The organism is Streptomyces sp. NPDC045998 (assembly GCF_056430285.1).
Map to the genome: position 1 here is coordinate 419339 of NZ_JBWKLJ010000003.1, position 25565 is coordinate 444903.

General features: G+C 70.5%; 23 protein-coding genes. 1 reads left to right on the forward strand and 22 read right to left on the reverse strand.

Annotation, left to right across the window (positions count from 1 at the left end; translation table 11 throughout):
- Positions 1 to 120: 120 nt before the first annotated feature.
- On the forward strand, positions 121 to 1899 hold the full coding sequence (locus tag AC07FJ_RS10870; RefSeq protein ID WP_479048314.1) for a glycosyl hydrolase family 18 protein: 1779 nt from the start codon (positions 121 to 123) through the stop codon (positions 1897 to 1899).
- Between the two features lie 80 nt (positions 1900 to 1979).
- Here the strand turns inward: AC07FJ_RS10870 and AC07FJ_RS10875 are convergent, their stop codons facing one another.
- From AC07FJ_RS10875 to thrC, 22 genes are all read right to left on the reverse strand, one after another.
- Positions 1980 to 2426 (reverse strand): DUF2550 domain-containing protein, encoded by a 447-nt coding sequence (locus AC07FJ_RS10875; RefSeq protein WP_479047582.1) that lies wholly within the window; start codon positions 2424 to 2426, stop codon positions 1980 to 1982.
- Between the two features lie 174 nt (positions 2427 to 2600).
- A complete protein-coding gene (locus tag AC07FJ_RS10880) occupies positions 2601 to 2981 on the reverse strand; it encodes a F0F1 ATP synthase subunit epsilon (RefSeq protein ID WP_355362859.1) in 381 nt (126 codons plus the stop codon).
- A 126-nt stretch (positions 2982 to 3107) separates the two neighbouring features.
- A complete protein-coding gene (gene atpD, locus AC07FJ_RS10885; protein WP_361419011.1) occupies positions 3108 to 4550 on the reverse strand; it encodes a F0F1 ATP synthase subunit beta in 1443 nt (480 codons plus the stop codon).
- Complete coding sequence (locus AC07FJ_RS10890) at positions 4550 to 5467, reverse strand: F0F1 ATP synthase subunit gamma (RefSeq protein WP_361419014.1); 918 nt, start codon at positions 5465 to 5467, stop codon at positions 4550 to 4552. The genes atpD and AC07FJ_RS10890 overlap by 1 nt, the downstream gene beginning before the upstream one ends.
- A gap of 20 nt (positions 5468 to 5487) precedes the next feature.
- A complete protein-coding gene (gene atpA, locus AC07FJ_RS10895; RefSeq protein WP_479047584.1) occupies positions 5488 to 7077 on the reverse strand; it encodes a F0F1 ATP synthase subunit alpha in 1590 nt (529 codons plus the stop codon).
- A 126-nt stretch (positions 7078 to 7203) separates the two neighbouring features.
- A complete protein-coding gene (locus AC07FJ_RS10900; RefSeq protein WP_479047586.1) occupies positions 7204 to 8019 on the reverse strand; it encodes a F0F1 ATP synthase subunit delta in 816 nt (271 codons plus the stop codon).
- The gene (locus tag AC07FJ_RS10905; RefSeq protein ID WP_031073811.1) at positions 8016 to 8561 is read right to left on the reverse strand and encodes a F0F1 ATP synthase subunit B; all 546 of its coding nucleotides are present in this window, start codon (positions 8559 to 8561) and stop codon (positions 8016 to 8018) included. The genes AC07FJ_RS10900 and AC07FJ_RS10905 overlap by 4 nt, the downstream gene beginning before the upstream one ends.
- Before the next feature lie 41 nt (positions 8562 to 8602).
- Positions 8603 to 8842: an ATP synthase F0 subunit C gene (gene atpE, locus AC07FJ_RS10910; RefSeq protein WP_031073813.1), complete on the reverse strand. Its 240-nt coding sequence runs from the start codon at positions 8840 to 8842 to the stop codon at positions 8603 to 8605.
- Between the two features lie 85 nt (positions 8843 to 8927).
- Positions 8928 to 9737: a F0F1 ATP synthase subunit A gene (gene atpB, locus AC07FJ_RS10915; protein WP_355362870.1), complete on the reverse strand. Its 810-nt coding sequence runs from the start codon at positions 9735 to 9737 to the stop codon at positions 8928 to 8930.
- A gap of 225 nt (positions 9738 to 9962) precedes the next feature.
- Positions 9963 to 10376, reverse strand: coding sequence for a Cg1360 family ATP-synthase-associated protein (locus AC07FJ_RS10920; RefSeq protein ID WP_361419026.1), 414 nt, complete (start codon positions 10374 to 10376; stop codon positions 9963 to 9965).
- 262 nt (positions 10377 to 10638) lie between these two features.
- Entirely contained in the window at positions 10639 to 11952 is a 1314-nt protein-coding gene (locus tag AC07FJ_RS10925; RefSeq protein ID WP_479047591.1) for an MraY family glycosyltransferase, read from the reverse strand.
- 106 nt (positions 11953 to 12058) lie between these two features.
- Complete coding sequence (locus tag AC07FJ_RS10930) at positions 12059 to 13336, reverse strand: serine hydroxymethyltransferase (RefSeq protein ID WP_479047592.1); 1278 nt, start codon at positions 13334 to 13336, stop codon at positions 12059 to 12061.
- Between the two features lie 306 nt (positions 13337 to 13642).
- Positions 13643 to 14287: an arsenate reductase/protein-tyrosine-phosphatase family protein gene (locus AC07FJ_RS10935; protein ID WP_479047594.1), complete on the reverse strand. Its 645-nt coding sequence runs from the start codon at positions 14285 to 14287 to the stop codon at positions 13643 to 13645.
- Complete coding sequence (locus AC07FJ_RS10940) at positions 14284 to 14931, reverse strand: L-threonylcarbamoyladenylate synthase (RefSeq protein ID WP_479047596.1); 648 nt, start codon at positions 14929 to 14931, stop codon at positions 14284 to 14286. The genes AC07FJ_RS10935 and AC07FJ_RS10940 overlap by 4 nt, the downstream gene beginning before the upstream one ends.
- Positions 14932 to 14969: 38 nt before the next feature.
- Positions 14970 to 15851 carry a peptide chain release factor N(5)-glutamine methyltransferase gene (gene prmC, locus AC07FJ_RS10945; protein ID WP_361419037.1) on the reverse strand — a complete coding sequence of 294 codons (882 nt, stop codon included), beginning with the start codon at positions 15849 to 15851 and terminating at the stop codon, positions 14970 to 14972.
- A gap of 25 nt (positions 15852 to 15876) precedes the next feature.
- Positions 15877 to 16956 carry a peptide chain release factor 1 gene (gene prfA / locus AC07FJ_RS10950; protein WP_479047598.1) on the reverse strand — a complete coding sequence of 360 codons (1080 nt, stop codon included), beginning with the start codon at positions 16954 to 16956 and terminating at the stop codon, positions 15877 to 15879.
- A 110-nt stretch (positions 16957 to 17066) separates the two neighbouring features.
- Positions 17067 to 17291 carry a 50S ribosomal protein L31 gene (rpmE, locus tag AC07FJ_RS10955; protein ID WP_355362886.1) on the reverse strand — a complete coding sequence of 75 codons (225 nt, stop codon included), beginning with the start codon at positions 17289 to 17291 and terminating at the stop codon, positions 17067 to 17069.
- Positions 17292 to 17445: 154 nt separating this feature from the next.
- Complete coding sequence (locus AC07FJ_RS10960) at positions 17446 to 18543, reverse strand: LCP family protein (RefSeq protein ID WP_479047601.1); 1098 nt, start codon at positions 18541 to 18543, stop codon at positions 17446 to 17448.
- Between the two features lie 263 nt (positions 18544 to 18806).
- Positions 18807 to 20582, reverse strand: coding sequence for a trypsin-like serine protease (locus AC07FJ_RS10965; protein ID WP_479047603.1), 1776 nt, complete (start codon positions 20580 to 20582; stop codon positions 18807 to 18809).
- Positions 20583 to 20807: 225 nt separating this feature from the next.
- Positions 20808 to 22901 carry a transcription termination factor Rho gene (rho, locus tag AC07FJ_RS10970; protein ID WP_479047605.1) on the reverse strand — a complete coding sequence of 698 codons (2094 nt, stop codon included), beginning with the start codon at positions 22899 to 22901 and terminating at the stop codon, positions 20808 to 20810.
- A 394-nt stretch (positions 22902 to 23295) separates the two neighbouring features.
- The gene (gene thrB / locus AC07FJ_RS10975; protein ID WP_361419051.1) at positions 23296 to 24213 is read right to left on the reverse strand and encodes a homoserine kinase; all 918 of its coding nucleotides are present in this window, start codon (positions 24211 to 24213) and stop codon (positions 23296 to 23298) included.
- Positions 24214 to 24495: 282 nt separating this feature from the next.
- Positions 24496 to 25560, reverse strand: a complete 1065-nt coding sequence (gene thrC, locus AC07FJ_RS10980; protein ID WP_361419054.1) for a threonine synthase — start codon at positions 25558 to 25560, stop codon at positions 24496 to 24498.
- Between the last annotated feature and the right edge of the window lie 5 nt (positions 25561 to 25565).

Here is a 25565-nt window from a genome sequence, read left to right on the forward strand (position 1 = left end):
CCACCATGTCCGTCCGCATCTTGAGGAGCACCGTTGAGCACTCAAGCACTCCCGCGCAGATCGCGATTCCGGGCCAGAGCCACGGCCGGACTCACCGCCCTTCTGCTGCCGCTGGCCGCCATGGTCGGCCTCGCCTCCCCCGCCCAGGCCGCGGCCTCCGCGACCGCCTCGTACACCAAGGTCTCCGACTGGGGCTCCGGCTTCGAGGGCAAGTGGACGGTGAAGAACACCGGTACCACCACCCTCTCCTCCTGGACCGTCGAGTGGGACTTCCCCTCCGGCACGTCGGTCACCTCGGCCTGGGACGCCACCGTCACCAACAGCGGCACCCACTGGACCGCCAAGAACGTCGGCTGGAACGGAACCCTCGCCCCCGGCGCCTCCGTCTCCTTCGGCTTCAACGGCACCGGCACCGGCTCGCCCACCGGCTGCAAGCTGAACGGCGGCTCGTGCGACGGCGGACCCACCGTCCCCGGTGACGCCCCGCCCTCCGCGCCCGGCACCCCCGCGGCCTCGGACATCACCGACACCTCGGTGAAGCTCAGCTGGACCGCGGCCACCGACGACAAGGGCGTCAAGAACTACGACGTGCTACGCGACGGCGCCAAGGTCGCCACCGTCACCGGCCTGACGTACACCGACACCGGCCTGACCGCCGGCACGGACTACTCGTACGCCGTCCAGGCCCGCGACACCGCCGGCCAGACCGGCCCGGCCGGCGGCTCCCGCGCGGTCCGCACCACCGGCGGCGGCACCGACCCCGGCCCCGGCCCCGGTCCCGGCTCCAAGGTCAACCTGGGCTACTTCACCAACTGGGGCGTCTACGGACGCAACTACCACGTCAAGAACCTGGTGACGTCCGGCTCCGCCGCGAAGATCACGCACATCAACTACGCCTTCGGCAACGTCCAGGGCGGCAAGTGCACCATCGGCGACGCCTTCGCCGACTACGACAAGGCGTACACCGCCGACCAGTCCGTCGACGGCAAGGCCGACACCTGGGACCAGCCGCTGCGCGGCAACTTCAACCAGCTGCGCAAGCTCAAGGCCCAATACCCGCACATCAAGGTGCTGTGGTCGTTCGGCGGCTGGACCTGGTCCGGCGGCTTCCCCGACGCCGTGAAGAACCCGACGGCCTTCGCCCAGTCCTGCTACGACCTGGTGGAGGACCCGCGCTGGGCCGACGTCTTCGACGGCATCGACCTGGACTGGGAGTACCCGAACGCCTGCGGTCTGTCCTGTGACACCACCAGCGGCCCGACGGCCTTCAGCACCATGATGAAGGCGATGCGGGCGAAGTTCGGCCCGAACAACCTGGTCACCGCGGCCGTCACCGCCGACGCCTCCGCCGGCGGCAAGATCGACGCGGCCGACTACGGCACCGCGGCGCAGTACATCGACTGGTACAACGTGATGACGTACGACTTCTTCGGCGCCTGGGCGGCGAAGGGCCCGACGGCCCCGCACTCCCCGCTCACCTCGTACCCGGGCATCCCGCAGGCGGGCTACAACTCCGCCGAGGCGATCGCCAAGTTCAAGGCGAAGGGCGTACCGTCCGCCAAGCTGCTCCTCGGCATCGGCTTCTACGGGCGCGGCTGGACGGGCGTGACCCAGAAGGAGCCGGGCGGCACGGCGACGGGCCCGGCGGCCGGCACGTACGAGCAGGGCATCGAGGACTACAAGGTCCTCAAGACCTCCTGCCCGGCCAACGGCACCGTCGCGGGCACGGCGTACGCGCACTGCGGCACCAACTGGTGGAGCTACGACACTCCGGCGACGATCGCCGGGAAGATGGCGTGGGCCAAGAACCAGGGCCTGGGCGGCGCCTTCTTCTGGGAGTTCAGCGGTGACACCGCCAACGGCGAGCTGGTCGGCGCGATCAGCAACGGGCTGAAGTAAGCCCCCCACAAGAAAGAAAAGAGGAGCCGCACCCCTCGGGGTGCGGCTCCTCTCGCGTCTCACGACTCACGTCTTACGACTCACGCCACATTGACTCGCTGGCCGGGGGGGGCCGCCTCCAGCCACGCCAGGAAGCCGGTCAGCGCGTCCTCGCTCATCGCCAGCTCCAGGCGCGTGCCGTGGTGCAGGCAGCCGAGGATCACCGAGTCCGACAGCAGCGCCAGCTCCTCCTCGCCCTCGGGCATCCGGCGCGCCAGCACCTCGATGCCGGAGCGCTCCAGGAGGCGGCGCGGACGGGGCGCGTAGGAGAAGACCCGGAACCAGGCGATGCGGTCGCCGCTGTAGCGGGCGACGCCGTAGACCCAGCCCTTACCGGAGAGGTCGCCCTCCTCCGGGACGTTCCAGCGCAGGCTGCAGTCGAAGGTGCCGCCGGAGCGCTGGATCAGCCGCCGGCGCAGTCCGAACAGGAAGAGCCCGATCACCAGCACGGCGACGACCACGGCGCTCACAAGCAGAGCGAGGAACATCTCCACCGACCTCCTCGCATCGTCCCGTACCGGCCGTACCGGAATCCGTATCGGATCACAACCTGCACCTGCACTGCACCTGTCTGCACTGCATCTGCATCGCCTCAGCCGCGGCCCGGTCTGGATGGTTCCAGCCGGGGCCGCGGCTGAGGGCACAACTGTTGGTGCGGTGCGTCAGCGTACCGCTGCCGTCACCGCACGCAGCCGGACGTCGGCGCGGCGCTCGGCCGCGGCGTCCGACTCCGCCTTCGCGCGCTCCAGCGCACGCTCGGCGCGCTGGGGGTCGATCTCGTCCGCCAGCTCGGCGATCTCCGCGAGCAGCGACAGCTTGTTGTCCGCGAAGGTGATGAAACCGCCGTGCACGGCGGCGACGACGGTCGCGCCCTCACTCGTACGGATGGTCACCGGGCCCGACTCCAGCACACCGAGCAGCGGCTGGTGGCCGGGCATGACGCCGATGTCGCCGGACGTGGTGCGCGCGATGACCAGGGTGGCCTCGCCGGACCAGACACTCCGGTCCGCGGCGACCAGCTCGACGTGCAGCTCAGCAGCCAAGGGTGGCTCCTCGGGTCACCACCCGGCCGCTCGGCCGGGTGTTGGGTCAATTCTACGGGGCGTGGAGAAGGGGGCGGGACGGACCCGCCCCCTTCCTTGAGTCAGCGGCGCTCGGAAGCGCGTGGCTCAGGAGACGCCCAGCTCCTTGGCGTTCTTCTTCAGGTCCTCGAGACCACCGCACATGAAGAAGGCCTGCTCGGGGAAGTGGTCGTACTCGCCGTCGCAGATCGCGTTGAACGCGGCGATCGACTCGTCGAGCGGCACGTCCGAGCCGTCCACACCGGTGAACTGCTTCGCCGCGTGGGTGTTCTGCGACAGGAAGCGCTCGACGCGACGGGCACGGTGGACAACGAGCTTGTCCTCCTCGCCCAGCTCGTCGATACCGAGGATCGCGATGATGTCCTGGAGGTCCTTGTACTTCTGCAGGATCCCCTTGACGCGCATGGCGGCCTCGTAGTGGTCCTGCGCGATGTAGCGCGGGTCCAGGATCCGGGACGTGGAGTCCAGCGGGTCCACGGCCGGGTAGATGCCCTTCTCGGAGATCGGACGGGAGAGAACCGTCGTCGCGTCGAGGTGGGCGAAGGTGGTGGCCGGGGCCGGGTCGGTCAGGTCGTCCGCGGGGACGTAGATCGCCTGCATCGAGGTGATCGAGTGACCACGCGTCGAGGTGATGCGCTCCTGCAGCAGACCCATCTCGTCGGCCAGGTTCGGCTGGTAACCCACCGCGGACGGCATACGGCCGAGCAGGGTGGACACCTCGGAACCGGCCTGGGTGAACCGGAAGATGTTGTCGATGAAGAAGAGCACGTCCTGCTTCTGCACATCGCGGAAGTACTCCGCCATGGTCAGACCGGCCAGGGCGACGCGCAGACGGGTGCCCGGGGGCTCGTCCATCTGGCCGAAGACCAGGGCGGTCTTGTCCAGAACGCCGGACTCCTCCATCTCCGCGATGAGGTCGTTGCCCTCACGCGTACGCTCACCGACACCCGCGAAGACGGAGACGCCCTCGTGGAGGTTGGCGACACGCATGATCATTTCCTGGATCAGCACGGTCTTGCCGACACCGGCACCACCGAACAGACCGATCTTTCCACCCTTGACGTACGGGGTGAGAAGGTCGACGACCTTCAGGCCGGTCTCGAACATCTCGGTCTTGGACTCGAGCTGGTCGAAGGCGGGGGCCTTGCGGTGGATCGGCCAGCGCTCACCGACGTTGGCGTTCTCCTCCGGGAGGTTCAGCACCTCACCGAGGGTGTTGAACACCTTGCCCTTGGTGAAGTCGCCGACCGGGACGGAGATGCCCGCGCCCGTGTCGGTCACCGGGGCCTGGCGGACCAGACCGTCGGTGGGCTGCATGGAGATCGCGCGGACGATGCCGTCGCCGAGGTGCTGGGCGACCTCGAGCGTCAGCGTCTTCTTCTTGCCGGCCTCGGCCGGGTCCGCGACCTCGACGGTCAGCGCGTTGTAGATCTCCGGCATCGCGTCGACGGGGAACTCCACGTCGACGACCGGGCCGATGACCCGGGCGACGCGGCCCGTGGCGGCGGCCGTCTCAACAGTGGTCGTCATTACTTGTCACTCCCCGCGGTCGCGTCGGCCAGGGCGCTGGCGCCACCGACGATCTCGCTGATTTCCTGGGTGATTTCGGCCTGGCGGGCCGCGTTGGCAAGTCGGGAGAGCGTGTTGATCAGCTCGCCCGCGTTGTCGGTCGCCGACTTCATCGCCCGGCGACGGGCCGCGTGCTCGGAAGCGGCGGCCTGCAGCAGGGCGTTGTAGACCCGGCTCTCGACGTAGCGCGGCAGCAGGGCGTCGAGGACGTCCTCCGCCGACGGCTCGAAGTCGAACAGCGGAAGGATCTCGCCCTTCTTGCCGTCCTCCTCCGCAGCCTTGTCGAGGCTGAGCGGCAGCATCCGGTTGTCCACCGGCATCTGCGTCATCATCGACACGAACTCCGTGAAGACGATGTGCAGCTCGTCGACGCCACCCTCAGCGGTGTCCTGCTGGACGGCCGCGATGAGCGGCGCGGCGACCTTCTTGGCGTCCGCGTAGCTCGGGCTGTCGGTGAAGCCGGTCCACGACTCCGCGACCTTGCGCTCGCGGAAGCCGTAGTAGGCGACACCCTTGCGGCCGACGATGTACGTGTCGACCTCCTTGCCCTCGCCACGCAGCCGCTCGGTGAGCCGGTCGGCCTGCTTGATGGCGTTGGAGGAGTAGCCGCCGGCCAGACCGCGGTCGCTCGTGATGAGCAGGACCGCGGCACGGGTCGGGGTGTCCGCCTCCGTGGTGAGCGGGTGGTTGGTGTTCGATCCGGTCGCCACCGCCGTGACCGCGCGGGTGAGCTCGGTCGCGTACGGCGTGGAGGCCGCCACCTTGCGCTGCGCCTTGACGATGCGCGAGGCGGCGATCATCTCCATCGCCTTGGTGATCTTCTTCGTCGCGGTGACGGACCGGATGCGACGCTTGTAGACCCGGAGCTGCGCTCCCATGAGTCAGGTCCCTTCCGTCGTCACTTAGAGGCGGCCGGGGCGTCCTCGGCAAGGAGCTTGCCGTCCGACGTCTCGAACTGCTTCTTGAACGCGGCGATGGCGTCGCCGACGGCCTGGAGGGTGTCGTCGGACATCTTGGCGCCCTCGCGGATGGAGGTCATCAGGCCCTTGTGGTCGCGGTGCAGGTAGTCCAGCAGCTCGCGCTCGAAGCGGCGGATGTCGTTGACCGGGACGTCGTCCATCTTGCCCGTGGTGCCGGCCCAGACGGAGACGACCTGGTTCTCGGTCGGCATCGGCTGGTACTGCGGCTGCTTCAGCAGCTCGACCATGCGCTTACCGCGCTCCAGGGCGGCCTTCGACGCGGCGTCCAGGTCGGAACCGAAGGCGGCGAACGCCTCCAGCTCGCGGAACTGGGCGAGGTCCACGCGCAGACGGCCGGAGACCTGGCGCATCGCCTTGTGCTGGGCCGAACCACCGACGCGGGAGACCGAGATACCGACGTTCAGGGCCGGGCGCTGACCGGCGTTGAACAGGTCGGACTCCAGGAAGCACTGGCCGTCGGTGATGGAGATGACGTTGGTCGGGATGAACGCCGAGACGTCGTTGGCCTTGGTCTCGACGATCGGCAGACCGGTCATCGAGCCGGCACCCATCTCGTCGGAGAGCTTGGCGCAGCGCTCCAGCAGACGCGAGTGCAGGTAGAAGACGTCACCCGGGTAGGCCTCGCGGCCCGGCGGGCGGCGCAGCAGCAGGGACACGGCGCGGTAGGCGTCGGCCTGCTTCGACAGGTCGTCGAAGATGATCAGGACGTGCTTGCCCTCGTACATCCACTGCTGACCGATGGCCGAGCCGGTGTAAGGCGCGAGGAACTTGAAGCCGGCCGGGTCGGACGCCGGGGCGGCGACGATGGTCGTGTACTCCAGGGCGCCGGCCTCCTCCAGCGCGCCGCGCACGGACGCGATGGTGGAGCCCTTCTGGCCGATGGCGACGTAGATGCAGCGGACCTGCTTCTTCGGGTCGCCCGAGCGCCAGTTGTCGCGCTGGTTGATGATCGTGTCGACGGCCAGGGCGGTCTTGCCGGTCTGGCGGTCGCCGATGATCAGCTGACGCTGGCCACGGCCGATCGGGGTCATCGCGTCGACGGCCTTGTAGCCGGTCTCCATCGGCTCGTGCACCGACTTGCGCTGCATGACCGTGGGGGCCTGCAGCTCAAGGGCGCGACGGCCGCTGGTCTCGATCTCGCCGAGGCCGTCGATCGGGTTGCCGAGCGGGTCGACGACCCGGCCCAGGTAGCCCTCGCCGACGGCGACGGACAGGACCTCGCCGGTACGGGTGACCGACTGGCCCTCCTCGATGCCGCTGAACTCACCGAGGACAATGGCACCGATCTCGCGCTCCTCGAGGTTGAGGGCGAGGCCGAGGGTGCCGTCCTCGAACTTCAGCAGCTCGTTCGCCATGGTCGAGGGCAGACCCTCGACCTTCGCGATGCCGTCGCCGGCCAGGCTGACCGTACCGACCTCCTCGCGCGAGGCCGCGTCCGGCTTGTACGACTGGACAAAGTTCTCCAGCGCGTCCCGGATCTCCTCCGGCCGGATCGTGAGCTCCGCCATCTGGGTTCCCTGCTCTCCTTGTTGGGCCCGAAGTATCTTTGGGGGATCTGGGGGCTCCCCCCAGAACTTCTGCATCCTGTGCACGGCCCAACCGGGCCGTAGGTAACGCTTGTTGAGTTGGTGGCCTCAGCCGGCCAGCCGCCGGGCCGCCTCTGCGAGACGGTTGACGACGGTGCCGTCGATGACCTCGTCGCCGACGCGCACGGAGATCCCGCCGAGGACCGTGGGGTCCACGTCCAGGTTCAGGTGCATCTGCCGGCCGTACAGCTTCGCCAGCACGGCGCCGAGGCGCTGCTTCTGCTGGTCGCTGAGCGGCACCGCCGAGGTGACGACCGCGACCATGCGGTCCCGGCGCGCCGCGGCGAGCTTGGACAGGGATTCGAGTCCCGCCTCCAGGCTACGTCCCCGCGGCTGCGTCACAAGACGCACGATGAGCCGCTCCGTGGCCGGATCGGCCTTGCCGCCGAGCAGGCTGCGCAGCAGCTCGCTCTTGGCGGACGTGGTGGCGGCCTTGTCGGTCAGCGCGGCCCGCAGCTCGGTGCTGGACGCGACGATCCGGCCGAACCGGAACAGCTCGTCCTCGACGTCGTCCAGCGCGCCGGCCTTCTGCGCGGCGGAGAGGTCGGCGGTGTTCGCCAGCTCCTCCAGCGCGTCGACCAGGTCGCGCGAGTACGACCAGCGGGAGCGGACCATGCCGGAGACCAGGTCGACGGCTTCCCCGCCCACCTGACCGCTCAGCAGTCGCGCGGCCAGCTCGGCCTTGGCCTCGCCGGCCTGCGCCGGGTCGGTCAGGACCCGACGCAGCGATACCTCGCGGTCGAGCAGCGCGGTGACGGCGGCCAGCTCGCCGGCGAGCTTCGCCACGTCGACCGACGTGTTGTCGGTCAGCGCGTCGAGACGCTCGCGTGCGGCGGCCAGTGCCTCGCGGCTCGCTCCGTTCATCGGGCGGCCTCGGCCTTCTCCTCGAGCTCGTCGAGGAAGCGGTCGATGGTGCGGCTCTGGCGGGCGACGTCCTCGAGGGACTCGCCGACCAGCTTGCCGGCCAGGTCGGTGGCGAGCTTGCCCACGTCCTGACGCAGCGCGGTCGCCGCGGCCTTGCGGTCGGCCTCGATCTGGGCGTGGCCGGCCGCGATGATCTCCTCGCGCTGGCGCTGGCCCTCCGCCTTCATCTCCTGGATGATCGCGGCGCCCTGCTCCTGCGCCTCCTGACGCAGCCGCGCGGCCTCGTGACGGGCCTCGGCGAGCTGAGCCTTGTACTGCTCCAGCACACTCTGGGCTTCGATCTGGGCCGACTCGGCCTTCTCGATGCCGCCCTCGATGGCCTCGCGACGCTCGTCCAGAACCTTGTTGATGTTCGGGAGGAGCTTCTTGGCCAGGAAGCCGAAGACGATGACGAAGGCGATCAGGCCGATGACGAGCTCGTCGAGATGCGGGATCAGAGGAGGCTGGGGCTCCTCCGCTGCCGCAAGGAACAGAGCGTTCACATCAGTGCCTTCCGTGAAAGGGGTTGGTCTGCCGGTCCGGATCAGGCGGACGGGTAGACGAAGCCCATGACGATGCCGATGAGGGCGAGCGCCTCACAGAAGGCGAAACCCATGATCTGGTTGGTACGGATCAGACCGGCCGCCTCGGGCTGGCGGGCGAGGGCCTGGGTGCCGTTACCGAAGATGATGCCGACGCCGACGCCGGGGCCGATGGCCGCGAGGCCGTAGCCGATGGAGGCGACGTTTCCGGTGACAGCGGCGAGGTTGTCGAGAGCGGACATGCCGGTTCTTCCTTCTCTTTCAAGGATCCGGTGGGGGTTGGCCACCGGACGTCTGGTGGTTTGGGGGGCGGGGGGCCCAGGCCGATCAGTGGTGCTCGGCGAGCGCGCCCTGCACGTAGTTGCAGGCCAGGAGGACGAAGACGTACGCCTGGACCGCCTGGATGAAGAGCTCGAAAGCGGTCATCACGACGACCATCACGAACGACGTGGCCGCGTAGGCGATGCCGATGCCGTTCAGCAGGTACCAGCTCGCCAGCGAGAACATCACGATCAGCAGGTGACCCGCGAACATGTTCGCGAAGAGTCGCACCGCGTGCGTGAACGGCCGGATGATCAGGTTCGAGAAGAACTCGAGGAAGACGATCAGCGGCAGGATCGCGCCGAGCGACTTGTCATAGCCGGTGATGTTCTTCCAGCCGCCCACGAAGCCGTGCTTCTTGAAGGTGAGGCTGACCCACATCACGTAGACGATCAGCGCGAGACCGGCCGGGAAGGCGATCAGCGAGGTGACCGGGAACTGGGCGAGCGGAATGATCGACCAGAGGTTCATGACCCAGACGAAGAAGAACAGCGACACCATGAAGGGGACGTACTTCTCGCCGTCCTTCTTGCCGATGATCTCGTAGACGATGCCGCGGCGCACGAAGTCGTACCCGGCCTCGCCGACCATCTGGAGCTTGCCCGGGACGAGCTTCGGCTTCGCGAAGGCGGCCCAGAAGAACCCGACGATCAGAATCGAGCCCAGCAGGGCCAGCAGCATCGGCTTCGTGAATTCGAAACCGCCGATGTTGGCGATGGGCTCGTACATGAACGTGTGGAGGCCCGGCGCCGGGAAGCCGCATCCGGTGAAGATGTGACAGCTCGGGTCGAAGGCAAGCGTCTGGTCAGCACTCACCGCGGGCTCCTTCAGCGTGGCGCATAGGTACGGCAACCTCGTTGTGTCGGCGCGGCACGCAGCCGCGGTTCGGCACTGGACTGGTCTTACGGTTGGGGGGGCGGCGGGTCGGCGTCTCGCCTCGCGCTGGGACAGGCGTCAGCTCGGATGCCCGCGCCCGCAGTGCCGCAGTTGGCACCGGACGATAGCAGCATCTCGAACGCGCATTTATCCCGGCCCTACCTCTCACGTCGTGGACCCCGATTTCTCGGGCTCGACGTAGAGGACCTTGGCTTTCATGTACGCACGCGCCTGCGCCGCGACCCACACGATGGTCGTCGCGAGCAGCGTGAGACTGAATGCCTTGAAGTCGAAGAGCGTGGTGCCCTTCAGCAGGCTCAGGAAGATGAAGAGCACCAGCAGCTGGGCCGTGTAGAGCATGAGGCCCATGGCCTGGAAGAGCTGCGGCATGGACTTCGCCGTCCGCTGGAGCACCACGAGCCCGATACCCATGAAGAGGACGACCACGAGCGTGCCCGCCACCGCGCCGATGGCTCCCTCGCCACCGGCGACCACACCGCTCACGACGGTCGCGATGGCGCCGGCGGCAACGGCTGGTACGGCGGTGTGCAGGAGGGTGCGGACGTCGTTGGAGGGCATGGCGGCATCTCCGCTTGCTGGTGGGGGCAGTGGTGTCGTCATGGACGAGCGTAAGCCCGGTCCGAGGTGGGTCTCGGGGCCAAGGGGCCGTCGCACTACGGCCCTTCGGCGGTGTCGCCGGGTACTCGTGAACGGTATCACAAACTATTTGAATAGGTCTTTACTCAGAGGTGTGCCAACTCTCACACATGAGAGTGACCCTGCGCGTGTGTGCGCGGCGGCGCGCCGTTCTGGGTGGTAATGGGCGCGTCCGCGGCGTTCGTCAACCGCGCGTTCCCGCCTTCCGCCGGTCGGGGAGGGTGGAACGGGCGCCCAGCGCGGTCGCCCCGTTGACACCCGCCGGGACGGGCACGCGCTCCTCGCCCTCCCCCTCGTACGCGAGCGGGGGCAGCGGCTCCACCGCCGGCTTGCGGCGTCGGTAGCGCGGCGGAACGAACGACTCCGCCCAGCGCGGGGCGCGCGGCGTGAAGCGCGGTAGCAGCAGGAGCACCAGGCCGATCGCGGAGAGCGCGACGATCACCAGCACGATCCACATCGACGCGGAGTGCACCGAGTAGGCCAGCGTGCCGAAGGCGATGAGCGCCGACCAGAAGTACATGATCAGAACGGCGCGGCTGTGCGAGTGCCCGATCTCCAGCAGCCGGTGGTGCAGGTGCCCGCGGTCCGCGGCGAACGGCGACTGGCCGTTCCAGGTGCGGCGCACGATGGCCAGGACCAGGTCCGCCATCGGGATGGCGATGATCGTCAGCGGCAGCAGCAGCGGGATGAAGACCGGCAGCGCGGCGTGCGTGGCCTGGCGGGTCGAGCCCTCGAAGATCTTCAGCGCGTCGGGGTCGACCTGGCCGGTGATGGAGATGGCGGAGGCGGCGAGGACCAGGCCGATGAGCATCGAGCCGGAGTCGCCCATGAAGATCCGCGCCGGGTGCATGTTGTGCGGCAGGAAGCCCAGGCACATGCCCATGAGGATCACCGCGAAGAGCGTCGCGGGGGCGGCGGCCTCGATCGTGTAGCCGAACCAGATCCGGTACGCGTAGAGGAAGAACGCGGCCGCGGCGATGCACACCATGCCGGCCGCGAGGCCGTCGAGGCCGTCGACGAAGTTCACCGCGTTGATGGTGATGACCACCAGGGCGACCGTCAGCAGCGTGCCCTGCCACTGGGTGAGCGCGACCGTGCCGACGCCGGGGATCGGCAGCCACAGGATCGTCAGGCCCTGCATCACCATGACGCCCGCGGCGATCATCTGCCCGCCGAGCTTGATCAGCGCGTCGATCTCGAACTTGTCGTCCAGCACGCCGATCAGCCAGATCAGCGCGGCGCCCGACAGCAGGGCGCGCGGCTCGTTCGACAGCTCGAAGACGCTGTTGAGGTTCTGCAGGTGGTCCGCGACGAGCAGCCCCGCGCACAGTCCGAAGAACATGGCGATGCCGCCGAGCCGCGGCGTCGGTTCTCGGTGCACGTCGCGGGCGCGGATCTCGGGCATCGCTCCGGCCGCGATGGCGAACTTCCGCACCGGACCGGTCAGCAGATAGGTCACCGCGGCCGTGACACAGAGCGTCAGCAGGTAATCACGCACGGGCTGCCCCACAGGAATCGCTGGCCATCTCAGCCCCACACCCTAGTCCCGGTCGCCCTGTGCTTGAGGACACGCGGACGGCCGCGACGGTTCCACGGCCCCGCTTCTACCCCCGATACGGGGGAAATCCTTCGGCGAGTTCCCGCACATCGGAGCGGACGCGCGGTGCCTTCTGCGCGTCGTCCGCCCGCAGCGCCGCCGTGAACAGCGCGGCGATCCGCGCCATCTCCGCGGGCCCCATCCCCTGCGTCGTCACCGCGGCCGTGCCGAGGCGGATGCCGCGCCCGTCGCCGTACGGCAGGGCGCATGTGTCCAGCACGATGCCGCAGGCCGCGAGACGGGCCTTGGCGACCCGTCCGTCCACGCCCAGGGGCGTGGCGTCGGCGCTGATCAGATGGGTGTCGGTGCCGCCGGTGGTGAGGGCGAACCCCTCGGCGGCGAGCGCCTCCGCGAGCGCCCGCGCGTTCGCCACGACCCGCCGGACGTACGCGCGGTACGCGTCGGTCGCCGCCTCCCCGAACGCCACCGCCTTCGCCGCGATCGTGTGCATCTGCGCGCCGCCCTGCGTGAACGGGAACACCGCCCGGTCCATCCGCTCCGCGAGCTCCGCGCCGCACAGCACCATGCCGCCGCGCGGCCCGCGCAGCACCTTGTGCGTGGTCGCGCACACCACGTCGGCGTACGGGACGGGGCTGGGCGCCATGCCGCCCGCCACCAGCCCGATGGGGTGGGCGGCGTCGGCGATCAGGCACGCCCCGACCTCGTCGGCGATCTCGCGGAAGGCCGCGTAGTCGATGTGCCGCGGGTACGAGATCGAGCCGCAGACGATCGCCTTCGGCCGGTGCTCGTGCGCGAGGACGCGGACCTGCTCGTAGTCGATGAGCCCGGACTCGGCGTCGACGCCATACGGGACGAAGTCGAACCAACGGCCCGAGAAGTTGGCCGGCGCGCCGTGGGTGAGGTGTCCGCCGTACTGCAGGCCCATGGCCAGCACGGTGTCCCCGGGCCTCAGCAGCGCCGCGTAAGCCGCGAGGACGGCCTGCGAGCCGGAGTGGGCCTGGACGTTCGCGTGGTCGGCCCCGAAGAGCGCGGTGGCCCGCTCGACGGCGAGCCGCTCGGCGGCGTCCGCGAACTCGCAGCCGCCGTGGTAGCGGGCGCCGGGGTAGCCCTCGGCGTACTTGTTGGCGAGCGGCGAGCCGAGGGCGGCGAGCACGGCGGGCGAGGCGAAGTTCTCGGCGGCGATGAGCTGCAGCCCGTCGGCCTGCCGCCGCGCCTCCCCGGCCAGTACGTCGGCGATCTGCGGGTCCTGCCGGCGCAGGGCGTCGGCGTCCGGACCGTACGCGGCGAGACGCGCGTCGGCGGCGGCAGCAGCGGTGACCGGCATCTGTGGCTCCAGGCGTGGGCGGGCCCCCGTCTACGCCCCAATGTAGGCCCGCACCGGGCTCTGCGCCGCACGGGAACACCCGTGAGGGGCTCAGCGCGGCGTGGGCACGCCCCCGACGGCCCTCAGCGCGGCGTCGGCACACGCACGAGCGGCCTCAGCGCGGCGTGGGCACGCCCGTCAGCGCCGTCACCACCGGGTCCAGCGCCTGCTGGAGCACCTTCCCGATGCGCCCCTCGCACTGCTCGGCCCCGGGGGGCCTCCCAGGCCGCGGAGCGCGCGCCGGACTCCGCCCGGCGGGAGATCCGGTCAGCGCGGCGTGGGCACCCCGGTCAGCGCCGTCACCACCGGGTCCAGCGCCTGCTGGATCTCGTCGCCGATCGAGCGGAAGAAGGTGATCGGGGCCCCGTACGGGTCGTTGACCTCGTCCGCCTCCGCGCTCGGGGCCAGCAGCCAGCCGCGCAGGGCCGCCGCCGCGCGGACCAGGGCGCGGGCGCGTTCGACCACGCCGTCGTTCGACGGGTCGGGGAGCGTGGCCGGATCTATCGCCCGCACCAGGCGGGTGAACTCCTTCAGGGTGAAGGTGCGCAGGCCCGCGCTGTGCCCCATCGAGATGACCTGCGCCCGGTGGTCGCGGGTCGCCGTGAGGACCAGGTCCGCGCGGATGACGTGCTCGTCGAGCAGCTCGCGGCCGACGAAGCCGCTCGCGTCCGCGCCGAAGTCGGCGAGGACGATCTCGGCGTTGGCCTCCATGGGGGCGCCTTCGTGGCCCCAGGTGCCGGCGCTCTCCACGACCAGGCCGCCGCCCAGGGGGTCGCCCAGGCGGTCGCAGAGGAAATGGCGGGTCAGCCGCTCGGTGATGGGCGAGCGGCAGACGTTGCCGGTGCTGACGTGGAGGATGCGGAAGGTGTCGGTCTCCGTGCCGCCTATGCCACGCCCCTCAGGGGCGGTCAATTGGCCACCTCGAGATCGGGTACCACCTTGTGCAGCTCGTCCGCGGAGAGCGCGCCCGCGCGCAGCAGGACCGGGACCTTGCCGGTGACGTCGACGATCGAGGACGGGACGTTGCCGGGGGTCGGGCCGCCGTCGAGGTAGACCGAGACCGAGTCGCCGAGCATGCCCTGCGCGGCGTCGCAGTCCTCGGGCGACGGGTGCCCGGTGAGGTTCGCCGAGGAGACGGCCATCGGGCCGACCTCGGTGAGCAGTTCGATGGCGACCGGGTGCAGCGGCATCCGGATCGCGACGGTGCCGCGGGTGTCGCCGAGGTCCCACTGGAGGGACGGCTGGTGCTTGGTGACCAGGGTGAGCGCGCCGGGCCAGAAGGCGTCGACGAGCTCCCACGCCTGCTCGGAGAAGTCCGTGACCAGGCCGTGCAGGGTGTTGGGCGAGCCGATCAGCACCGGGGTCGGCATGTTGCGGCCGCGCCCCTTGGCCGCCAGCAGGTCGGCGACGGCCTCCACGCTGAAGGCGTCCGCACCGATCCCGTACACGGTGTCGGTGGGCAGCACGACGAGCTCGCCGCGGCGGACGGCGGACGCGGCCTCACGCAGGCCGGTCGTGCGGTCGGTCGCGTCGTTGCAGTCGTATCGCCGAGCCATTTAACGGGCCTCCTCGTACACGTACACGGTCTCGTGTGTCATGGGGTCGCCTTGCGCGCGGTCGCGAAGCGCGGGCGGTTGTTCAGGTCCGGGTGGTCGGCAGCGTCCGTCCAGCCGGCTTCCTCGTTGAAGATCCACGGCACCTGGCCGCCCTGCGTGTCGGCGTGCTCGATGACGACGAGGCCGCCGGGGCGGAGCAGCCGGTGGGCGGTGCGCTCGATGCCGCGGATGGTGTCGAGGCCGTCCTCGCCGGAGAAGAGCGCCATCTCCGGGTCGTGGTCGCGGGCCTCGGGGGCGACGTACTCCCACTCGGTGAGCGGGATGTACGGCGGGTTGGAGATGACCAGGTCGACCTGGCCGTCGAGCTCGGGCAGGGCCGTCAGGGCGTCGCCGTGGTGGACGGTGACCCTGGACCCCTCGGCGTTCTTGCGCGCCCACACCAGTGCGTCCTCGGACAGCTCCACGGCGTGCACGCGCGAGCGCGGCACCTCCTGGGCCATGGCGAGGGCGATGGCGCCGGAGCCGGTGCACAGGTCGACGATGAGCGGCTCGACGACGTCCATCGCGCGGACGGCGTCTATGGCCCACCCGACGACCGACTCGGTCTCCGGGCGCGGTACGAAGACGCCGGGGCCGACCTGGAGCTCCAGGTAGCGGAAGAAGGCCCGTCCGGTGATGTGCTGGAGCGGCTCGCGGGCCTCGCGGCGGGCGATGGTCTCCCAGTAGCGGGCGTCGAAGTCCGCGTCCTTGACCGTGTGCAGCTCTCCCCGCTTGACGCCGTGCACGAACGCGGCGAGCTCCTCGGCGTCGAAGCGCGGTGAGGGTACGCCGGCGTCGGCCAGCCGCTGGGTGGCCTGGGCCACCTCGGCAAGCAGCAGAGTGCGGGGGCCTGGGGGTCGTCCCCCAGAATGTCGCTGCACGCTGGTCCTCCGTACGGGGTGTGTCTTACGCGGCCGCGGCGAGCTTCGCCGCGGAGTCGGCGTCGACGCAGGCCTGGATCACGGCGTCCAGGTCCCCGTCGAGCACCTGGTCCAAGTTGTACGCCTTGAAGCCGACCCGGTGGTCCGAGATCCGGTTTTCCGGGAAGTTGTACGTACGGATCTTCTCGGACCGGTCGACGGTGCGCACCTGGCTGCGGCGCGCGTCCGCAGCGTTGCGCTCGGCCTCCTCCTGGGCGGCGGCGAGCAGCCTGGAGCGCAGGATACGCATGGCCTGCTCCTTGTTCTGGAGCTGGCTCTTCTCGTTCTGGCAGGAGGCGACGATGCCGGTCGGCAGGTGGGTGATGCGGACGGCGGAGTCGGTGGTGTTGACGGACTGGCCGCCGGGACCGGAGGACCGGTAGACGTCGATGCGCAGGTCGTTGGCGTGGATCTCGACGTCGATCTCCTCGGCCTCCGGGGTCACCAGGACACCGGCGGCGGAGGTGTGGATGCGGCCCTGCGACTCGGTGGCCGGCACGCGCTGCACGCGGTGCACGCCGCCCTCGTACTTCAGGCGCGCCCAGACGCCCTGGCCGGGCTCGGTGGCGCCGTTGCCGCCCTTGGTCTTCACGGCGACCTGGACGTCCTTGTAGCCGCCGAGCTCGGACTCGGTGGCGTCGATGATCTCGGTCTTCCAGCCGACCCGCTCGGCGTACCGCAGGTACATGCGCAGCAGGTCGCCGGCGAAGAGGGCGGACTCGTCGCCGCCCGCGCCGGCCTTGATCTCCAGGATGACGTCCTTGTCGTCGCTGGGGTCGCGCGGCACCAGCAGCAGGCGGAGCTTCTCGGTGAGCTGCTCGCGCTGCTTCTCCAGCACCTTGACCTCGGCGGCGAAGTCGGGGTCGTCGGCCGCGAACTCCTTGGCGGTCTCGATGTCCTCGCCGGTCTGCTTCCAGGAGCGGTACGTGGCGACGATCGGGGTCAGCTCGGCGTAGCGCTTGTTGAGCTTGCGCGCGTTGGCCTGGTCTGCGTGGACGGAGGGGTCCGCGAGCTTCTTCTCGAGGTCGGCGTGTTCGCCGATCAGTTCCTCGACCGCCTCGAACATCGGTGCTCCTGGTTTTCGTACGCGGGTGGTGGCTGCTGCGGGAGTGAGACGGCAAACGCCGGTCCCGGCCGCCCCTCGCCGGGGCGGCCGGAGACCGGCGCAGGGGCTCGCTACTTGGCGGAGCCGGCAGCCTTCTTGCCGAAGCGGGCCTCGAAGCGGGCCACACGGCCACCGGTGTCGAGGATCTTCTGCTTGCCCGTGTAGAACGGGTGGCACTCGGAGCAGACCTCGGCACGGATGTTGCCGCCCTGGATCGTGCTACGGGTGGTGAACGACGCGCCACAGGTGCAGCTGACCTGCGTCTCGACGTACTCGGGGTGGATGTCGCGCTTCAAGGTGTCTCCTAGTTTCGGGAGGGCGCCGGGTCGCACGGGCGGGATGCGCGTGCGTGAACCGGGGCCGACGTACCAGTCTGCCAGGACTGGCCGTATCTCCCAAAACCGGGGTGGGTCCGGATCTATTCCGGGGCCGGGGCGGAGGGGGTGCGGGCTACTGGACCACGCCCTGGGCCGTGCCCGTGGCGGCGTCCTTCGTCGCGGACGCGGGGATCGGCCGGTCCTGCCGCAGGGCGGTCCACACCTGCCGGGACTGGGCCTCCAGCGGTACGACGCGGTTGAGGTCGGCGGGGTCGTACCGCACCGGCATCGTGATCATGTGGACGTCGTCGGGGCCGAGCTGCTGCAGGCCGCGCGCGAAGCCGACGAGCTCCTTGACGGTGTCGAGCTCCGCGTCGGGCGTGATGGCCTTGGTGGCGGTGTCGGCGAGGCCCCAGAGCTTCTGCGGGCTGGTGAAGACGCCGACGCTCTTGACCTGCTCGATGAAGGCCTTGATGAACGCCTGCTGGAGCTGGATGCGGCCCAGGTCGCTGCCGTCGCCGACGCCCTTGCGGGTGCGGACGAGGCCGAGGGCCTGCTCGCCGGAGAGGGTGTGGGTGCCGGCCGCCAGGTCGAGGTGGCTGGACGGGTCCTTGATCGCCGCGGTGGTGGTGACCTCGACGCCGCCGAGCTCGTCGATGAGCTTCTTGAAGCCGGTGAAGTCGACCTCGATGTAGTGGTCCATGCGGATGCCGGACATCGCCTCGACGGTCTTGACCGCGCAGGCCGGGCCGCCGACCTCGTACGCCGTGTTGAACATGGCCTTGCGCTGGCCGGGCACGGGGCGGCCGGCCTTGTCGGTGCAGTCGGGCCGCTCGATGATCGTGTCGCGCGGTACGGAGACGACGCTGGCCTTCCGGTGGCCCTCGTGGACGTGGAGGATCATCGCGGTGTCGGAGCGGGCGGCGCCCTCGTCACGGCCGTAGGCGCCGTTGGCGCCGGCGCGGGTGTCGGAGCCGAGGACGAGGATGTCCATCGAGCCGTTGTCGACGTCGTCGGGGCGGTTGTCGTCGCGCAGCTGGGCGTTGATGTCGACGCTGTCGATGTTGCCGTTGAGGGTGACGTAGCCGTACGCCAGCCCGCCGCCGCCGACCACCGCCAGTCCCGCCGCCGACCAGGCGGCGACGCGGAGCGCCCTGCGGCCCTTGGCGGGCGGCTTGCGGCGGCGCCCGGTGGCGCGTATTCGGCTGTGGCTGCGGTCCTGCTCGGCCATGGGTGTCCTCGGTCTCGTGGTCTTCGGGTCTCCCGTCCTTCCCCTGCCGCGTCAGACGGGGAAGCGGCCCACAGGGTTGCACGCGCCGATGAGGGGGGTTCCGGGAAACACCTGTGCCCACCGTGCGGCGCACGGTGGGCACAGGTGCTTGTTTTCCCAGGTCACAGCCAGGTCACGGGGGTGATGCGGGCCGACTGCCCGCCCGCGCCGACTGTGACACGGATCTCCGGCGGAGGGGGACCGAGGTCACGCCGCGGTCGGCCTCAGCCGAAGATGTTGAACGCGTTCCAGCCGCTGCCGATCTTCGTACGCGGCGAGAAGGGCGCCGAGGCGGAGCCACGGCCGGCGTAGAACCACAGGACGCCGTCCCGGTCGCGGGCGAACAGGTCCGCCCGGCCGTCACCGTTCACGTCGCCGGTGGCGGCGTACGCGGTGAAGTTCCAGCCCGTGCCGACGAAGGTCCGCTTCCCGAAGGGAGCGGTCGCCGAGCCACGGCCCGGGTAGACGTACAGCGACCCCGAGGAGTCCCGCGCCAGCAGGTCGGCACGGCCGTCTCCGGTGTAGTCGCCCTTGCCCGTGAGGGTGAGGACGCCCCAGCCGGAGCCCACCTGGACGCGCTTGCCGAAGGTGCCGTTGCCACGGCCCGGGTAGGTCCACATGACGCCGGCGGTGTCGACGGCGAGCAGGTCGGCCTGCGCGTCGCCGGTGACGTCACCGGGCAGGGTGATGGACTTCATCGCCCCCCAGCCGCCGCCGATGCGGGTCGCGACGTACTCGCCCGCGGCGAAGTCCGGGTGGAACCAGTGGAGGTCACCGTTGGTGGTGCGCACGATGAACTCGGCGTGGTTGTCCCGCTGCAGGTCGGCCTGACGGATCAGGTTCGTCCCGCTCCAGTCGCCGAGCGAGACGCGTCCGCCGACGGTGGTCCCCCGCGAGTAGTACTCGAAGAGCTCGCCCCCGCTCGTCCGGGCGAGAAGGTCCGCCCGGCCGTCGAAGTTGAGGTCCGTGTCGTCGATCCGCGGGTTGATGCGGCCCGCGTACGTGCTCGTCTTGGCGTAGACGCCGTACGCGCCCGACTCGACGCAGTCCTTGACGCCCCACGAGACCACACCGGCGATACGGCCGTTGACGACCAGCGGGCCGCCGGAGTCGCCGTTGCACGGCGACACGGTGCCGGCGTCCTGGCCGGAGGCCGGTTCGCCCGCGCAGACCATGTTGCCCGCGACGAAGTCGGTGCCGAAGTACGCCGAGCAGGAGCTGTCGGCCCGCATGGGCACGGTGGCCTTCTGCAGGGTCTCGGCCGACTCGTCGCTGGTGGAGCTGATCCGGCCCCAGCCGTAGACGGTGCCCGGCGTGCCCGCCTTGTACGACAGGGTGTCGTCGGCCGACGTCGTCTGGAGCGTCTTGTACGGCAGCGGCTCGGTGAGCGTCAGGACCGCGACGTCACCGTTGATGGTGGCGTCGTTGTACGCCGGGTTCACCCACTGGCGGGCGACGCCGACGGCCATGCCCTCGTCGGTCGTGGAGAACAGCTTCTCCGTACCGCCGATGACCGTGCCGTTGAGGGCCCAGTTGGTGCCGTACACGCAGTGCGCGGCGGTGAGGACCTTGTTCGGCGCGACCAGCGAGCCACCGCAGAAGAAGCCGGTGCCGTCGGCGGGGTCGTAGTAGTACAGCTGCACCATCCACGGCGCCTCGGCGATGGTCGCCGGGGTACCGCTGATGATCTTCGGGTCGACCGTGGAGGACGACGACGAGCCGCTCGGCGCGGGCTCGGGCGCGTCGCTCGACGCGTCCTTGGACGTGTCGCTCGACGTGCCCTCGGACGCGTCCTTCTTCAGGACGGATTCGACACCCTCGACCCGGGCCCGCAGCTCCGCCTCGGAAGACGTGGGCAGCGGGCGCACGGTCCGCTCGCCGGAAAGCGGCTGGGTGTCGGTCGCCTGGGCGGGGGCGCCGCCGAGCAGCGCGCCTCCCAGGGCGAATGCGGCGGCAGCCGCGGGGAGGGCTATGCGCGCCCTCCGCTGAGCAGATGTCACTCAGAAACTCCTCTCGATGTCCGCGCAGGGAGGAGAGGAGCCACGGAAGGCCACCGGAAAAGGACAACGGCGCGGAGCGGCCCGGTTCTTCAGGGCCCGGCTCCGTCGACTCAGTGAGCGCATTCGTAAATGCGTTCCCCCCCACTACGACGCGCTGATCCTACAACGCCGAACCGCCCCCGTCACTGGCGTAACGGGGGCGGTTCAGTGGTTCCTGACGGAGCGTCAGTCGTTGCCGTTTCCGGCCGACGGCGTCGTCTTCTGGATCTGGAGCAGGAACTCGGCGTTCGACTTCGTCTGCTTCATCTTGTCGAGCAGCAGCTCGATCGCCTGCTGCTGGTCGAGCGCGTGCAGCACCCGGCGCAGCTTCCAGACGATGGCGAGCTCCTCGCTGCCGAGCAGGATCTCCTCCTTGCGCGTACCGGACGCGTCGACGTCGACGGCCGGGAAGATGCGCTTGTCGGCGAGCTTCCGGTCGAGCTTGAGCTCCATGTTGCCGGTGCCCTTGAACTCCTCGAAGATCACCTCGTCCATGCGCGAGCCGGTGTCGACCAGCGCGGTGGCCAGGATGGTCAGCGAGCCGCCGTCCTCGATGTTGCGCGCGGCACCGAAGAAGCGCTTCGGCGGGTAGAGCGCGGTCGAGTCGACACCACCGGACAGGATGCGGCCGGAGGCGGGGGCCGCGAGGTTGTACGCGCGGCCCAGGCGGGTGATCGAGTCGAGCAGGACGACCACGTCGTGGCCCAGCTCCACGAGGCGCTTGGCGCGCTCGATGGCCAGCTCGGCGACGGTGGTGTGGTCCTCGGCCGGGCGGTCGAAGGTCGAGGAGATGACCTCGCCCTTGACCGACCGCTGCATGTCGGTGACCTCTTCCGGACGCTCGTCGACGAGGACGACCATCAGGTGGCACTCGGGGTTGTTGTGGGTGATCGCGTTGGCGATCGCCTGCATGATCATGGTCTTGCCGGTCTTCGGCGGGGCCACGATCAGGCCTCGCTGGCCCTTGCCGATCGGCGACACGAGGTCGATGATCCGCGTGGTCAGCACACCCGGGTCGGTCTCCAGACGGAGGCGGTCCTGCGGGTAGAGCGGCGTCAGCTTGTTGAACTCGGGACGGCCGCGGCCGGAGTCGGCGGCCATGCCGTTGGCCGAGTCCAGGCGGACCAGCGCGTTGAACTTCTCGCGGCGCTCGCCCTCCTTCGGCTGGCGCACGGCGCCGGTGACGTGGTCGCCCTTGCGCAGGCCGTGCTTGCGGACCTGGGCGAGGGAGACGTACACGTCGTTCGGGCCGGGCAGGTAGCCGGAGGTCCGGATGAACGCGTAGTTGTCGAGGATGTCCAGGATGCCCGCGACGGGGATCAGGACGTCGTCCTCGGAGACCTGCGGCTCGCCGGCCGCGAAGTCGTCGCGGCCACGGCGGCCACGGCGGTCGCGGTAGCGGCCGCGACGGCCCCGGCGGCCGCCCTCGTCGTCGAAGTCGTCCTGCGGGCCGGTCTGGCCCTGCTGGCCGCCCTGGCGCTGCTGGCGCTGGCCGCCGCCCTGCTGGTCGGCGCCTTCGCCCTTGCCGCGGTCACGGCGGTCGCGCTGGCGGTCACGGCGCTCGCCGCGGTCGCCGCGCTCCCCGCGGTCACGCTGGCGGTCACGGCGGCCCGCCTCAGCGGTGTCGACGGAGGCCTCGGCCTTGGCGTCGCCCTGCGCGTCGGTACGGGTCTCGGTGCGGGTCTCGGCGCGGACGTCGGTCCGCACGTCGGCGCGGGCCTCGGTGCGGGTGTCGCCCTCGGGGCTGCCGGCCGGCGCGGTGGCCCGGCGACGGCGGCGCTCGCCCATGCCCTGGTCGTCGGCGGCCGGCTGACCGGGGATCTCGATCTGCTGCTGCGCGACGGGCTGCCCGGCCTTCACGGTCTTGGGCGCGGCGTCGATGTCCTCGGCCTTGCCGGCCTTCTCCGCCTTGTCCGCGGCCTTGGTGGCGGCGGCCTTGCCGGCGGTGGCGCCCTCGTCGCCCGTACGGGCCTTGGAGGTGGCGCGGCGCTTCGGCTTGGTCTCGGCGGCTCCGGCCGCACCGGCGCCCGGCGCGGTGGCGGTGCCCCCGGCCTGCGCCTCCTTGATGACCTCGATCAGCTGGCTCTTGCGCATCCGCGCGGTGCCCCTGATGCCGAGGCCGGACGCGACCTGCTGCAGCTCGGCCAGGACCATGCCCTCGAGGCCGGTGCCGGAGCGGCGGCGCCGTGAGGTGGTGCCAGTGGCAGCACCTGCGGCGGGCGCGGGGGTGTCGACGCTGGTGTCGGCAGTCACGCCCATCAGATCGGTGGTGTCGCTCACGAAGGGTCCTTCCCTGGAGCGGACGTCGGCCTTCTGGCTCGGCGACCGGTTGTGCTGTCCGACAGCGGTCCCTGATCTGTGGTCCGTGTCGGGGCGGTGGTCCCGCCGGGTGCGGCGGAAAGAGAGATACGTGCTTGGGTCCGGCCCGAGGCCCCCTGCTCGGCCCGCTCCTGGGAAAAGCGAGGGGTGTCGCGCGCCGGTTCCGGAGCGTGCTCGAAACTGCTCAGGCAGGCTGCTCAGGCAGTGGAGGAGGCTCCCGGAAGAATGGTGGTCCCGGAAGGGGACACTCAGCACCGCGCCACAAAGACGTCGGGTGCAGACTTGAGGTTAACACTACCGGCTCCAACAAACATTCCCCCTCTCCAACACCGGCAATCCGTGTTCCGGCGGAGACCTACGGCGCGAGCGGCAGCACGCTCGCACCGGAGAGGTCGAGGGTGAGCCGGTTGGCCGCCCAGCCCTCGCCCGCCAGGAGCGCGACCTTCTCCGCCGCGCCGTCCTCGGCCAGCGCGAGCACCGTGGGGCCCGCACCGGAGATGACCGCGGGGACGCCGTCCGCGCGCAGTCGGTTCACAAGCGCGATGCTCTCCGGCATCGCGGGGGCCCGGTACTCCTGGTGGAGCCGGTCCTCGGTGGCCGCGAGCAGCAGCTCCGGGCGCCGCGTCAGCGCCTCGACGAGCAGGGCCGCGCGGCCGGCGTTGGCCGCGGCGTCCACATGGGGGACGGTGCGCGGCAGCAGGCCACGGGCGGTCTCGGTGAGCACCGGCTTTCCGGGGACGAAAACCACCGGAACGATGGACCGCGACGGCTCCATCCTGATCGCGCGGGCGGCGCCGCCCTCGGTCCAGGCGAGCGTGAAGCCGCCGAGCAGACAGGCGGCGACGTTGTCGGGGTGGCCCTCGATCTCGGTCGCGAGCTCCAGCAGCGCCGCGTCGTCGAGCTTGGCGTCGCCGCCTATGGTCACCGCGCGGGCGGCCACGATGCCGGCGCAGATGGCCGCCGAGGAGGAGCCGAGGCCCCGGCCGTGCGGGATGCGGTTGGCGCAGACGACCTCGAGGCCGCGGGGCTGCCCGCCGAGCAGGTCGAAGGCCGTGCGCAGGGAGCGTACGAGCAGGTGGCTCTCATCGCGCGGGAGCGAGTCGGCGCCCTCGCCGGCGATGTCGATGTGCAGCCCGGAGTCGGCGACCCGGACGACGACGTCGTCGTACAGCCCCAGCGACAGGCCGAGGGCGTCGAAGCCCGGGCCGAGGTTGGCGCTGGTGGCGGGGACGCGCACCCGGACGGCGGCGGCGCGGAACGCGGGACCGGCCATCGCTCGATGACTCTCCTTGACTCTGACGACGGGGTTTGTACGAGGTGTACGCGGGACCCGGGGGCCGTATCGGTGTCAACGGCATCAGTACCGCGGCATATGCGGACGCATACGCGACGGGGTGGGTTCGGTACAGCCTATCGAAGGAAGGTTCTGTGGCGACATAGGGCGCACAGGAGGCGCACGATGCGTGTCGCGAGCCGTCCTGTGCTCCTGTGTCCACAGCCGCCCGATGTGCGGCTTTTCCCCGCGCGGTCGCGCGGGGAACCGCTCACCGGCGGGTTACGCGAGGCCGAGCCGCTCGGCGGCCGCGGCCGCGTCGACGGGGACGGTGACCGGCTGGGGCGCTCCGGCGACCGCCCAGTCGGGGTCCTTCAGGCCGTTGCCGGTGACCGTGCAGACGATCGTCTGGCCCGGGTCGACCTTGCCCTGCTCGGCGGCCTTCAGCAGGCCGGCCACGGAGGCGGCCGACGCCGGCTCGACGAAGACGCCCTCCTGGGAGGCCAACAGGCGGTAGGCCCGCAGGATCTCACGGTCCGTCACCTCGTCGATGAAGCCGCCGGACTCGTCGCGGGCGGCGATCGCGTAGTCCCACGAGGCCGGGTTGCCGATCCGGATCGCGGTGGCGATGGTCGACGGGTCCTTGACGACGTGACCGCGCACGAGCGGCGCGGAGCCGGAGGCCTGGAAGCCCCACATGCGCGGCCGGCGGGTGGCGAGGGCGTCCGCCGCGTACTCGGTGTAACCCTTCCAGTACGCGGTGATGTTGCCGGCGTTGCCGACGGGCAGGACGTGGATGTCGGGGGCGTCGCCCAGCATGTCCACGATCTCGAACGCGGCGGTCTTCTGGCCCTCGATGCGGACCGGGTTGACCGAATTGACCAGCGCGACCGGGTAGTTGTCGGAGAGCGCGCGGGCGAGGTCCAGGCAGTCGTCGAAGTTGCCGTCGACCTGGAGGATCTTGGCGCCGTGGACGAGCGCCTGGCCCATCTTGCCGAGGGCGATCTTGCCCTGCGGCACGAGGACGGCGGAGACCATCCCGGCGCGCACGGCGTACGCGGCGGCGGAGGCCGACGTGTTGCCGGTGGAGGCGCAGATGACGGCCTGCGCGCCCTCCTCCTTGGCCCGGGTGATGGCCATGGTCATGCCCCGGTCCTTGAAGGAGCCGGTGGGGTTGGCGCCCTCGACCTTGAGGTGTACGTCGCAGCCGGTGCGCTCGGAGAGGACCTGGGCCGGGACGAGCGGCGTACCGCCCTCACGGAGCGTGACGACCGGCGTCGTGTCCGTGACCGGAAGGCGGTCCCGGTACTCCTCGATGATGCCGCGCCACTGGTGGGTCCTGGTCATGGGTC

What these genes read in the sequence shown, in the direction of transcription:
- AC07FJ_RS10940 (WP_479047596.1), bottom strand. Translation starts at nt 14,931, where the DNA reads ATGGCTCGGCGATACGACTGCAACGACGCGACCGACCGCACGACCGGC.
- prfA (WP_479047598.1), bottom strand. Translation starts at nt 16,956, where the DNA reads ATGTTCGAGGCGGTCGAGGAACTGATCGGCGAACACGCCGACCTCGAG.
- thrB (WP_361419051.1), bottom strand. Translation starts at nt 24,213, where the DNA reads ATGGCCGGTCCCGCGTTCCGCGCCGCCGCCGTCCGGGTGCGCGTCCCC.
- AC07FJ_RS10930 (WP_479047592.1), bottom strand. Translation starts at nt 13,336, where the DNA reads ATGCCGGTCACCGCTGCTGCCGCCGCCGACGCGCGTCTCGCCGCGTAC.
- AC07FJ_RS10920 (WP_361419026.1), bottom strand. Translation starts at nt 10,376, where the DNA reads ATGCCCTCCAACGACGTCCGCACCCTCCTGCACACCGCCGTACCAGCC.
- thrC (WP_361419054.1), bottom strand. Translation starts at nt 25,560, where the DNA reads ATGACCAGGACCCACCAGTGGCGCGGCATCATCGAGGAGTACCGGGAC.
- AC07FJ_RS10875 (WP_479047582.1), bottom strand. Translation starts at nt 2,426, where the DNA reads ATGTTCCTCGCTCTGCTTGTGAGCGCCGTGGTCGTCGCCGTGCTGGTG.
- AC07FJ_RS10900 (WP_479047586.1), bottom strand. Translation starts at nt 8,019, where the DNA reads ATGAACGGAGCGAGCCGCGAGGCACTGGCCGCCGCACGCGAGCGTCTC.
- AC07FJ_RS10890 (WP_361419014.1), bottom strand. Translation starts at nt 5,467, where the DNA reads ATGGGAGCGCAGCTCCGGGTCTACAAGCGTCGCATCCGGTCCGTCACC.
- atpA (WP_479047584.1), bottom strand. Translation starts at nt 7,077, where the DNA reads ATGGCGGAGCTCACGATCCGGCCGGAGGAGATCCGGGACGCGCTGGAG.
- AC07FJ_RS10960 (WP_479047601.1), bottom strand. Translation starts at nt 18,543, where the DNA reads ATGGCCGAGCAGGACCGCAGCCACAGCCGAATACGCGCCACCGGGCGC.
- atpE (WP_031073813.1), bottom strand. Translation starts at nt 8,842, where the DNA reads ATGTCCGCTCTCGACAACCTCGCCGCTGTCACCGGAAACGTCGCCTCC.
- atpD (WP_361419011.1), bottom strand. Translation starts at nt 4,550, where the DNA reads ATGACGACCACTGTTGAGACGGCCGCCGCCACGGGCCGCGTCGCCCGG.
- AC07FJ_RS10870 (WP_479048314.1), top strand. Translation starts at nt 121, where the DNA reads ATGGTCGGCCTCGCCTCCCCCGCCCAGGCCGCGGCCTCCGCGACCGCC.